Annotated in this window: 9 protein-coding genes; 6 read left to right on the forward strand and 3 right to left on the reverse strand. The window is 74.1% G+C overall.

Translation table 11 applies throughout. The annotated features are described in order from the left end of the window. Positions 1-16: 16 nt before the first annotated feature. The 3 genes from ABD437_RS16160 to ABD437_RS16170 are packed head-to-tail and all read left to right on the forward strand — an operon-like array spanning position 17 to position 2,506. Entirely contained in the window at positions 17-583 is a 567-nt protein-coding gene (locus ABD437_RS16160) for a bifunctional adenosylcobinamide kinase/adenosylcobinamide-phosphate guanylyltransferase (RefSeq protein WP_344649663.1), read from the forward strand. Beyond that, positions 580-1,716, forward strand: a complete 1,137-nt coding sequence (locus ABD437_RS16165; protein ID WP_344649664.1) for a nicotinate-nucleotide--dimethylbenzimidazole phosphoribosyltransferase — start codon at positions 580-582, stop codon at positions 1,714-1,716. The genes ABD437_RS16160 and ABD437_RS16165 overlap by 4 nt, the downstream gene beginning before the upstream one ends. Beyond that, entirely contained in the window at positions 1,709-2,506 is a 798-nt protein-coding gene (locus tag ABD437_RS16170) for an adenosylcobinamide-GDP ribazoletransferase (RefSeq protein WP_344649665.1), read from the forward strand. The genes ABD437_RS16165 and ABD437_RS16170 overlap by 8 nt, the downstream gene beginning before the upstream one ends. A gap of 40 nt (positions 2,507-2,546) precedes the next feature. Here the strand turns inward: ABD437_RS16170 and ABD437_RS16175 are convergent, their stop codons facing one another. Continuing rightward, positions 2,547-4,097, reverse strand: a complete 1,551-nt coding sequence (locus ABD437_RS16175; RefSeq protein WP_344649666.1) for a hypothetical protein — start codon at positions 4,095-4,097, stop codon at positions 2,547-2,549. Positions 4,098-4,305: 208 nt separating this feature from the next. Next, positions 4,306-5,442, reverse strand: a complete 1,137-nt coding sequence (gene gcvT, locus ABD437_RS16180) for a glycine cleavage system aminomethyltransferase GcvT (RefSeq protein WP_344649667.1) — start codon at positions 5,440-5,442, stop codon at positions 4,306-4,308. Between the two features lie 95 nt (positions 5,443-5,537). Here gcvT and ABD437_RS16185 point away from each other — a divergent pair, with 95 nt between their 5' ends. Then, positions 5,538-7,079: a leucyl aminopeptidase gene (locus tag ABD437_RS16185; RefSeq protein WP_344649668.1), complete on the forward strand. Its 1,542-nt coding sequence runs from the start codon at positions 5,538-5,540 to the stop codon at positions 7,077-7,079. A gap of 97 nt (positions 7,080-7,176) precedes the next feature. Here ABD437_RS16185 and ABD437_RS16190 read toward each other — a convergent pair whose 3' ends face one another. Then, the gene (locus ABD437_RS16190; protein WP_344649669.1) at positions 7,177-7,500 is read right to left on the reverse strand and encodes a hypothetical protein; all 324 of its coding nucleotides are present in this window, start codon (positions 7,498-7,500) and stop codon (positions 7,177-7,179) included. A gap of 134 nt (positions 7,501-7,634) precedes the next feature. Between ABD437_RS16190 and lpdA the strand changes: the two genes are divergently transcribed. Further along, on the forward strand, positions 7,635-9,014 hold the full coding sequence (gene lpdA / locus ABD437_RS16195; protein WP_425558161.1) for a dihydrolipoyl dehydrogenase: 1,380 nt from the start codon (positions 7,635-7,637) through the stop codon (positions 9,012-9,014). Positions 9,015-9,059: 45 nt separating this feature from the next. Beyond that, positions 9,060-10,886, forward strand: a complete 1,827-nt coding sequence (sucB, locus tag ABD437_RS16200; protein WP_344649671.1) for a 2-oxoglutarate dehydrogenase, E2 component, dihydrolipoamide succinyltransferase — start codon at positions 9,060-9,062, stop codon at positions 10,884-10,886. Positions 10,887-10,899 lie beyond the last annotated feature (13 nt).

The following is a 10,899-nucleotide window of genomic DNA, read 5'->3' on the forward strand; positions in this document are numbered from 1 at the left end:
CTACAAGGACTCCTCGATGCGCACGCTGGTACTGGGAGGGATCCGTTCCGGTAAGTCCGCGTGGGCCGAACGCCTGGCCGCGCGCGTCGCCGGGCCGGTGAGCTACCTGGCGACCGCTCCGGACCGGCCCGGCGACGCCGACTGGGCGGCCCGCGTCCGCGCGCACCGGGAACGCCGTTCGGGTTCGTGGGTGACCGTGGAGGTGGGCGGCGGCCCGGCCGCGCTGCCCGCCGCGCTGGCCGCGCTGCCGCCCGGCGCGGCGGCGCTCGTCGACGACGTCGGCAGTTGGCTGGTCGGCGCGTTCGACGCGGCGTCGGCGTGGGATGCGGACGACCCGTGGGGCGCGATCGCCCCCGACGTCTCCGCGCTGCTCTCCGCCGTCGCCGCGTGCCCGGCCGAGCTGGTGCTGGTCAGCCCGGAGGTGGGGTGGACGATCGTGCCGGCCACCCGCTCCGGGCGCGTTTTCGTCGACGCGCAGGGCACGCTGAACCAGCGGCTGGCCGCGCTCTGCGAACACGCGGTGCTGATCGTGGCCGGGCGGGCACTCCGGTTGCCGGACGGGGCGGATAGCCTCCTGACGTGACTGATCCGGACGCCGACGGCGCGCCACCGCCGGAATCTTCGTTGCTGGAGAGCCTCACGCCCGTGGCGCCCGACTGGGCCGCCGGTGAGGCGGCCCAGGCCCGGCTGGCCGGGTGGGGCACGGCCACCGGCCAACTGTCCGGCCTCGCGCACTGGGTGGGGTCGGTGCGGTCGGTGGAGACGCCGTTCCGCCGGATCCGCCTGGTCGCCTTCGCCGCCGACCACGGCGTCACCGACGGCGCGGCCGAGGCCAGGGCGTTGCTGGCCGGCGAGGGCGCGCTGGCGCTGCTGGCCCACCGCGCCGACGTCTCGGTCCGCCTGGTCGACGCCGGGCTGGCCGGCGATCGGCTGCCCGGCGACGTCTCGGCCCGCCGGGTACGCAACGGCAGCCCGGCGCTGAACCGCGAGGACCCGCTGACGCCCGCCGAGGTCGACGCCGCGCTCGACCTCGGCGCCCGGGTGGCCGACGAGGAGATCGACTCCGGCGCCGACCTGGTGATCCCGGTCGTCCTCACCGAATCGGCGCTGGTGCCGGCCACCGTCGTCATCGGTTCGCTGTGCGTGGTGGAGCCGGTCCGCGCGCTCGGTTACGACGCGCACATGCCCGACGCGCTCTGGATCGAACGCTGCGCCGCGATCCGCGACGGCATGCGCCGGGTCTCCCAGGCCGCGGCCACCCTCGCCACCCGGCGCCTGCTCGCGATCGGCGGCGGCGCCGATCTGGCCGCCGCGGCCGGGTTCCTGGTTCGCACCGCGGCGCGGCGCACACCGGCGCTGCTCGACGGGGTCGGGGTGGCGGCTGCCGCGCTGGTCGCACGCGCACTCGCGTTCGAGGCGCCGCGCTGGTGGTGCGCGCCGCACGCGTCCGGCCGCGCCGGGGAGAAGCAGGCGTTCTCCTTCCTGGGGCTCGAGCCGGCCGTGAACCTCGGGGTCCGCCTCGGCGACGGCACCGGCGCGCTGCTCGCGCTGCCGGTGCTCACCGCCGCGATGGAGCTCGTCCGGGCCGCCCCGCAGCCGGTGGTGGAGAGCCCGGAGGAGGTCGAGGTGACGGTCGATCCGGGCGACGAGATCGGTGGGGTCGGCGGGTACGACGCCGGCACCCGCGCACCCGACGTCGCCGAACACGGTGGGTGACGCCGGACGGCTCGCGTTCTCACTGCTCACCGTCGTCCCGGTCCGGGCCGGCCGGATGGACCGGGGCACCGCGGGCCGCGCGATGCTCCTCGCGCCGCTGGTCGGCGCGTCCGTGGGCCTCACCGCCGGCGTCGTCCTGCTGATCGCGACGCTCGTCGGCATCCCTCCGCTCGCGGCGGGCGTGCTCGGCGTCGGCACGCTGGCGCTCGCCACCCGCGGCCTGCACCTCGACGGGCTCGCCGACACCGCCGACGGGCTCGGCTCCTACGGCGAACCGCAGCGCGCGCTCGCGATCATGAAGGCCCCCGACATCGGCCCGTTCGGCGTGGTCACGCTGATCCTCGTCGGCGTCGCCCAGGTGGCGTGCCTGGCTGCGGTCACCGACGCCCGCGCGGTGCTGCCGCTGCTCCTGCTCCCGGCGGTGGGCTCGGCGACCGGCCGCGCCGCGGTCACCTGGGCCTGCCGCGCCGGTGTTCCGCCGGCCCGGCCGAACGGGCTCGGGGCGCTCGTGGCCGGCACGGTCTCGCCGGTCGCGCTGGCGCTGACGACCGGCGTCGTGGTCGTCACCGCGGCCGTCGCGACCGGCGTCGGCGGTCCCACGCTCTGGCGCGGCCCGCTCGCCGTGGTGGCCGGGCTCGTGGTCGCCTGGGCGCTCGTCCGCCACTGCGTCCGCCGTTTCGGCGGCGTCACCGGCGACGTACTCGGCGCCGCCTGCGAGGTGGCCACCACCGCCGCGCTGGTGGTGCTGGTGATCCAGCCCTGGTCGGTGTCCCTGCCCCTGACACGCTGAACGCCCGCCCGGACGAACCGGGCGGGCGCTTCCGCGGTGGTCAGACCAGCGGACTGGCGCTGGGGACGGTCGTGGCCGCGTCGGTCATCGGCGCGACCGGCGCCGGGGACGACTGGTCGGTGCCCTGGGTCTGGATCGGGTTCGGCTCCGGCGACGACTGGTCGTCGTTCGGAGCCTCCGACTGGGTCGGGTCCGACGGGGCGGACGGCTCGCCGCTCGGCGATTCGCTGCCCTCGGTCGACGGCGAGACCGACTCGCTCGGCGACTCGCTCGTGGTCGCGCTCTCGGAGGGGCTCCCGCTCTCCGACGGGGTGGGCGAGGTCGTCGGCGCAGTGTTGTCACCGCCGCCGGTGACCACGTGGTTGAGCGTGGTGCCGTCACCCTGCCGACCGTTCACGGCGTCGGCCACGGTGCGTCCCTCGATCACCTCGATCGTGGTGATGACGCCCATCACCAGGACGAACAGAGCGGCGCTGGTCAGCGCGATGCGTTTCCACGGCAGCTCGGAGTACCAGGCCGGGCCGCCGTAGACGGTGCCGGAGTCACCCGGCCGGGACGGTGGCGGCACCGAGGCCGAGCCGTAGAGCGGCCCCGGCTGCAGCGGCGGGACGCCGAACGGGCGGGTCGCTTCGTCGGGGACCGCACCCATCACGTGGGTCTCGGCACGGTTGGGGTCCGGGAGGCCGCGCCCGACCTGTTCGACGCCGGGCAGGCTCGGGTCGGGCGCGACCGTCGAGGAGTCCCGGCCCTCGTGCAGGACCTCGTCGACCGGCACCTGCTGGCCGCCGACCGACGTCGTGACGACGGTCTGCAGCACTTTGCTCGAGCGCTGGATCGACTTCTGGTAGACGGCGGTGCTCACGGTCGCGATGACGCTGCCGAGCCCGGCGCCGAGCACGGTGCCGGCCACGCCGAGGTACGAGGCCGCGACGGCCGAGGTGGACGCCGCCATCGCACCGGCGATGACCTGGCCCCCGGAGATGCCGAGGAAGCCCTTCTTCTCGTCCTTCGTGTCGCCCTCGTCGGGTTTCTCCGGGCCGCGGAGCGCCGGCGGGACCTCGGACGCGGGCGTCGGACGCCCGGTGGTCGTGGGGGTCGTGTGCGCCGGGTAGGTGCGGTAGCCCGTCGAGAGGGCGCCGCCGGTGGAGGCGGCGGCCGCGGCGCGGAACCCCGAGTCGCCGAAGGCCGGCACCGACGCCGACCCGACCGTGCCCGGCCGGACACCGTTCCCGGTGCGCACGCCGGGAAGCGGCGCCGGTTTCGCTCCGGTCGGCGGCGTCGCGGGGGCCGGATCCTCGGATGCGGGCTTCGCCGGGGAGACGGGCTTCGCCGAGGGAGCGGCGCTCGGGAGCGGCTCGTCGGCCGTGGGGGTCGCCGCCGGAGACGCCGCACCGGGCGTCTTCAGCGAGTGCCCCACCGGCGCCGAGTCCGACGACGCGAGCGGCGGCAACGGCGGGAGGTCGAGCGAGTCGATCCCCCGGGTCGTCGGCTCCTCGAGCGCGGGAGCGCCCGACGCCGCCGACGGCTCCGCGTCACCGCGTCTGGCCCCGCCGGGAGTCGACGAGGACGACGACGCGGACGCGGAGCTCACGTCCGGAGCGTTCTCACGGCTGAGTGGATCGGGACGGGCGGGAATGTTCGGCTCAGTCATGCGCCTTCGACAGGTCGAGGTCGGTGGTCTCGGAGATTCAGGCTACGTCGGCACGCACGTCCGACGCGGCCCCAGACGACCTACCCGATGATCCCCCAGCGAACACACATCATCGCGCCCGCGAACGTGAGCATTCGAACACCCCAGGTCACCTCACGTGCGACGGCACGAACGGCGGATCCACCACCCGCACCCGCGAGCGGCGCCCACGCACGTCCATCGTCACCTCGTCGCCCACCGCCACCCCGGCGGCGGTGTCGAGCAGGGCGAGCCCGATCCCCACTTTCCGGGTCGGCGAGAACGTGCCACTCGTCACGGTGCCGATCCGGGCGCCGTCGGCGTCGAGCACGGCCATTCCGACGCGCGGGATCCCCCGGTCGAGCGACTCCACGCCGGCCAGCCGACGCGCCGGCCCGGCTTCCTTCTCCGCCACCAGGGCGTCGCGGCCCCAGAACGCCGGCTTCTTCCAGCCGACCGCCCAGCCGCTGCGGGCCTGCAGCGGGCTGATCTCCAGCGACAGGTCCTGCCCGTGCAGCGGGTACCCCATCTCGGTGCGGAGCGTGTCCCGCGCGCCCAGCCCGGCGGGGCGCACACCCAGCGCCTCCCCCGCGCCGAGCAGGGCGTCCCACAGCGGTTCGGCGAACTCCGCCTTCGGCAGCAGCTCGTACCCGTGTTCACCGGTGTAGCCGGTGCGGCAGACGATCACCGGCACGCCCTCGTGCTCGGCCTCGACGAACCCCATGTAGTCGTGGTCGGCCGGCAGCCCGATCGCCGCCAGCAGCTCGGCCGAGCGGGGGCCCTGCACCGCGAGCACGGCGTAGTCGGCGTGCTGGTCGGTGACCTGGACGGTGCTCGGCGCCGCGGCGGTCAGCCGCCGGACGACCTCGCCGGTGTTCGCCGCGTTCGGCACCAGGAACACCCGGTCGTCGGCGAAGTAGTACGCGATCAGGTCGTCGACGACGCCACCGGACTCGTCGCAGCAGAGCGTGTACTGCGCTTTGCCCGGTCCGATCCGTCCCAGGTCGTTGCTGAGGGTCGCGTTCACGAAGTCCGCGGCGCCCGGCCCGGCGACGAGCGCCTTGCCGAGGTGCGAGACGTCGAACACGCCCACGCCGGTACGCACCGCCGTGTGCTCGTCGATGACGCCGGAGTACTGGAGCGGCATCTCCCAGCCGCCGAACTCGGCGAACTTGGCGCCGAGCGCGACGTGCCGGTCGTGCAACGGCGAGCGGCGCAGGGACGATTCGGGCGCGGCGAGATGGCTACTCGGGTCGCTGCTGGTCATGCTGGCGAACGTACCGTCAGGGTCGATCGCAGTCGGCCCGGGTGTCGCGCCGTAGCATCGCGGGGCACCCAACCTGGACCCAGGAGCGAGCGAGAATGACGCGACCCACCGAGGCAGCTGTCCTGACCGTGTCCGCCGCCGGCGCCGTCGACGCCGAGGTCGACGCCGTGGTCATCGGCGTCCATCGCGACGGCGAGCAGCTGAGTCTCGGCCCCGGGGCGGCGGCCGTCGACGCCGCGCTCGGCGGACGCCTGCTCGACGTGCTCGCGCGCCTGGGCGCGAACGGCGTCGCCGGCGAGGTCGTGAAGGTCGCGACGCTCGGCGCCACCACCGCACCGGTCGTGGCCGCGGTCGGGCTCGGCCCGGTCGAGCCGAAGCCCGGCGCCACCGACCCGCACGAGAACTACCGGCGCGCGGCCGGCGCGGCGATCCGCGCGCTCACCGGCGCCGAGCGGGTGGGGCTGGCTCTCGTCGACAGCGACCCGTCGCTCACCCGGCCGGTGCTCGAGGGCGCCGTGCTCGGCGCGTACGACTTCGTCGGCTACAAGAGCGAGCTCCCGCCGAGCTACCGTCCGCCGGTCCGCGAGATCGTGCTGCTGGCGGACGCGACCGGGCGCGGCGAGATCGAGCTGCAGGGCGAGACCGACCGGGTCAAGGCCGTCGCCGACGCGGTCCGCACGGCCCGGAACTGGATCAACACCCCGCCCAACGACCTGCGTCCGCCGGCGTTCGCCGCGCAGGCGGCCGAGGCGGCGGCCGACGCCGACCTGGAGGTCGAGGTCCTCGACACCGACGCGCTGAAGGCCGGCGGGTACGGCGGCATCCTCGCCGTCGGGCTGGGCTCGGAGGCGGGTCCGCAGCTCGTCCGCATCTCGTACACGCCCGCCGCGTACGACAAGCACGTCGCGCTGGTCGGCAAGGGCATCACGTTCGACACCGGCGGCATCTCGATCAAGCCGGCGCAGAACATGCAGGACATGAAGAGCGACATGTCCGGTGCGGCGTGCGTGGTGGCCGCGATGACCGCGATCGCGCGGCTGCAGCCGGCCGTGAAGGTCACCGCGTACGTGCCGATGGCCGAGAACATGCCCTCCGGGTCGGCGTACCGGCCCGGTGACGTCGTGACGATGTACGGCGGCAAGAAGGTCGAAGTGCTCAACACCGACGCCGAGGGCCGCATGATCCTGGCCGACGCGATCACGCGTGCCGTCGAGGACGAGCCGGACTACCTGCTGGAGACCTCGACACTCACCGGTGGTCAGGTCGTGTCGCTCGGCGAGCGGATCTCCGGGCTGATGGGCTCCACCGAGCTGCTGGCGCGCATCAAGGACGCCGGAGCGCGCACCGGCGAGCCGATGTGGCCGATGCCGCTGCCCGACGAGGTGCGCTCGGGGATGGACTCGGCGATCGCCGACGTGACGCAGATCAACGCCGGGTTCGACCGGGCCGGTCACATGCTCCAGGGCGGCTCGTTCCTGTCCCGGTTCGTGCCGGACGGGATCGAGTGGGCGCACATCGACATCGCGGGCCCGTCGTACAACACGAAGACCCCGCACGGCTACACCCCGAAGGGCGCCACCGGAGTCCCCCTCCGCACCCTCGTCGAGGTCGTCGAGGACATCGCCCGGAACGGGTGAGCGCTCGGCTGGAACCTGGAGCCCGCCCAGGGCAGGCCCGGCAGTCGCGCGCGAGGTCGCCGCGTACAAGTGATACTCAAGACCTCGCGCGCGCCGGTCAGGCTTGTTCTGGGCGGGCCGCCCTCTTACGCGACCACTCGCGCATGCGCGCCGGATAGCCGGTGGCGGCCACGTCGTAGACCGGCATGCTCAGGCGTTGGCCCAGTTTGCGGGCGTCGTCCGGGCTGCCGATGCGCCGCCGGGTCCACTCACCGTCGGTCGCGATGAGGATCACCGTCATCGCGGTCACGTTGGTCTGCGGTTCGACGTACGCCTCCACCCCGCGCCGGGTCCTGGCGAACTCCTCCAGGTGCGCGATGTCCTCACGCTGCGCACCGCGCGGCGTCCCCGGCCGGGTTTTCTTCCGTCGTAAGAAACTCACGGGGGCACCTCCCTGGCCCTCGAGTGTAGTTAACCCGCACGACCTGCGGAGGTAACGCGCCCCGAGGAGCGGGTCGGTATCGCGTAGTGACAGGATTGGGGCCAAGAGTCAAAAGCTCGGGAGCCACGGGAGAAATGGTGGGCGGAGGGCCAGCGCACGACCTCGTCGTCCTCGGCGGGGGCAGCGGCGGTTACTCCTGCGCGCTCCGGGCCGCCGAGCTGGGCCTGTCGGTGGTGCTGATCGAGCAGGACAAGCTCGGCGGCACCTGCCTGCACCGCGGCTGCATCCCCACCAAGGCCCTCCTGCACGCCGGCGAGGTGGCCGACACCACCCGCGAGGCCGCGCGCTTCGGGGTGCGGGCCGAGTTCGGCGGCATCGACCTCGCCGCCGTGCTGGCCTACCAGGACGGCGTGGTGAACAAGATGTACCGCGGCCTCACCGGCCTGGTGAACGGCCGCGGCGTCACCGTGGTCACCGGCCGCGGCCGCCTGACCTCGCCGACGACGGTCGAGGTCGACGGCGAGACGTTCGAGGGCCGGCACGTCGTGCTGGCCACCGGTTCGGCGCCGAGCACGCTCCCGGGCCTGACGATCGACGGCACCCGCGTGCTCACCAGCGACCACGCGCTCCGGCTCGAGCAGCTGCCCGCCCGCGCGGTGGTGCTCGGCGGCGGCGTGATCGGGGTGGAGTTCGCCAGCGCCTGGCGCTCGCTCGGCGTCGACGTGACGATCGTCGAGGCGCTCCCCCGGCTGCTGCCGGCCGAGGAGGAGACCTCCTCCGCCCGGCTCGAGCGGGCGTTCCGCCGCCGGGGCATCGGCTTCCGCACCGGGGTGCGGTTCGCGTCGGTCGAGCACACCGGCGCCGGGGTGCGGGTGCAGCTCTCCGACGACTCCGTGCTCGACGCCGACGTGCTGCTGGTCGCGGTGGGCCGCGCGCCGGTCTCGGCCGGCCTGGGCTACGAGGAGGTCGGCGTTCCGCTGGAGCGCGGCCACGTCGTCGTCGACCCGCTGTGCTCGACGAGCGTGCCGACGATCTCCGCGGTCGGCGACCTGATCGCCACCCCGCAGCTCGCGCACGTCGGGTTCGCCGAGGGCATCCTGGTGGCCGAGCGGGTGGCCGGCCTTCCGGTGGTGCCGATCGACTACGCGGGCGTGCCCCGCGTGACGTACTCCGAGCCGGAGGTGGCCTCGGTCGGGTTGACCACGGCTGAAGCCCGCGCCCGGGGGTACGACATCGACGAAGTCCAGTACGACCTCGCCGGCAACGGCAAGGCTACGATTCTGCGGGCCTCCGGCGCGGTAACCGTGTTGCGCGCCAAGGACGGTCCGGTTCTCGGTGTCCATCTGGTCGGCAGCCGGATGGGTGAACTGGTCGCCGAGGCCCAGCTGATCTACAACTGGGAGGCATTTCCCGAGGATGTCGCGCCGCTCCTGCATCCACATCCCACTCAGTCCGAAGCGCTCGGTGAGGCTCACCTCGCGCTTGCGGGGAAGCCATTGCACGTACACGGGTGACGCACCCGTGCCAACGATCAAATAGTTTGAGGAGCCGCACAGACCATGCCGACTTCCGTATCGATGCCCGCACTCGGCGAGTCGGTCACCGAGGGCACCGTGACCCGTTGGCTCAAGCAGGTCGGTGACACGGTCGCCGTCGACGAGCCGCTGCTCGAGGTCTCCACCGACAAGGTCGACACCGAGATCCCGTCGCCGGTCGCCGGCACCCTGCTCTCGATCACCGCCGACGAGGACGCCACCGTCGAGGTCGGCGGCGAGCTCGGCGTCATCGGTGACGCCGGTGAGGACGCCGGGTCCAGCGCGCCGGCCCCGGCTGAGGAGCCCGCCGCCGAGGAGCCCGAGGAGGCTCCGGTCGCCGAGGCCCCGTCCACCGACGCCGACGAGGACGCGCCCGCGCCGCAGGCCGAGGCCGCGCCGAGCGGTGGCGGCGAAGGCACTTCGGTGAAGATGCCCGCGCTGGGCGAGTCGGTCACCGAGGGCACGGTCACCCGCTGGCTCAAGCAGGTGGGCGACTCCGTGGCGGTGGACGAGCCGCTGCTCGAGGTCTCCACCGACAAGGTCGACACCGAGATCCCGTCGCCGGTCGCCGGCACGTTGCTCTCGATCACCGCGGACGAGGACGCCACCGTCGAGGTGGGCGGCGAGCTCGGCGTGATCGGTTCGGCCGACTCCGCGCCGGCGAAGTCCGAGCCCTCGCAGCCCGCGCCGAAGGCCGAGGCGCCCGAGCCGGAGCCCAAGTCCGAGCCGAAGCCCGAGCCCCAGGCGGCCCAGCCGCAGAACCCGCCGGCCGAGGAGAGCGAGGAGCCGGCCCGCGCCGCCGTCGAGTCGACGCCGCCGCAGGACGCCGCGCCCGCCTCCGCGCCCGCTCCGGCCTCGTCGCGGGCCCCGGAGAGCTCCGGCACCGCGGCCGACAACGGCCAGGGCGCCTACGTGACGCCGCTGGTGCGCAAGCTCGCCGCCGAGCACGGCATCGACCTGGGCAGCGTCGAGGGCACCGGGGTCGGTGGCCGGATCCGCAAGCAGGACATCCTCGACGCGGCCGAGGCCAAGAAGGCCGCCGCCGCCGCTCCGGCGCCGGCCGCCGCACCCGCCGCCGCCCCGGCGGCCGCGGCCGCTCCGAAGGCTCCGGCGCAGCCCTCGCCGCTGCGCGGGCGCACCGAGAAGCTGACCCGCCTGCGCAAGGTGATCGCCCAGCGGATGGTGGAGTCGCTGCAGGTCGCGGCCCAGCTGACGCAGGTCATCGAGGTCGACGTCACGAAGATCGCGCAGCTGCGCCAGCGGGCCAAGAACGACTTCCAGGCCCGGCACGGCGTGAAGCTGACGTTCCTGCCGTTCTTCGCGGTCGCCGCCGTCGAGGCCCTGCAGCAGTACCCGCAGCTCAACTCGGTGCTCAACATGGACGAGGGCACTGTCACCTACCCGGCGGCCGAGCACCTGGGCATCGCGGTCGACACCGAGCGCGGCCTGCTGGTGGCGACCGTGCGTGACGCCGGTGACCTCAACCTGGCCGGCATGGCCCGGAAGATCGCCGACCTGGCCGACCGCACCCGCAACAACAAGGTGACGCCGGACGAGCTGGCCGGGGCCACGTTCACGCTGACCAACACCGGCAGCGTGGGTGCCCTGTTCGACACCCCGATCATCTTCCAGCCGAACTCCGGCATCCTCGGCACGGGTGCGGTCGTGAAGCGGGCCGTGGTGATCAACGACCCGAACCTCGGTGAGGTCATCGCGCCGCGCTCGATGATCTACCTGGCGCTCTCCTACGACCACCGGATCGTGGACGGCGCCGACGCCGCCCGCTTCCTCGGCGCGATCAAGCAGCGCCTCGAGGCCGGCGCGTTCGAGGGCGAGCTCGGCCTGGCCTGATCCCGCCCGTCCG

The organism is Cryptosporangium japonicum (assembly GCF_039524755.1).
GTDB classification, from domain to species: domain Bacteria; phylum Actinomycetota; class Actinomycetes; order Mycobacteriales; family Cryptosporangiaceae; genus Cryptosporangium; species Cryptosporangium japonicum.

Bases quoted from the DNA above. Each gene is read 5' to 3' on its own strand.
- ABD437_RS16160 (WP_344649663.1), top strand. From the start codon at position 17: ATGCGCACGCTGGTACTGGGAGGGATCCGTTCCGGTAAGTCCGCGTGG.
- gcvT (WP_344649667.1), bottom strand. From the start codon at position 5,442: ATGACCAGCAGCGACCCGAGTAGCCATCTCGCCGCGCCCGAATCGTCC.
- ABD437_RS16185 (WP_344649668.1), top strand. From the start codon at position 5,538: ATGACGCGACCCACCGAGGCAGCTGTCCTGACCGTGTCCGCCGCCGGC.
- lpdA (WP_425558161.1), top strand. From the start codon at position 7,635: ATGGTGGGCGGAGGGCCAGCGCACGACCTCGTCGTCCTCGGCGGGGGC.
- sucB (WP_344649671.1), top strand. From the start codon at position 9,060: ATGCCGACTTCCGTATCGATGCCCGCACTCGGCGAGTCGGTCACCGAG.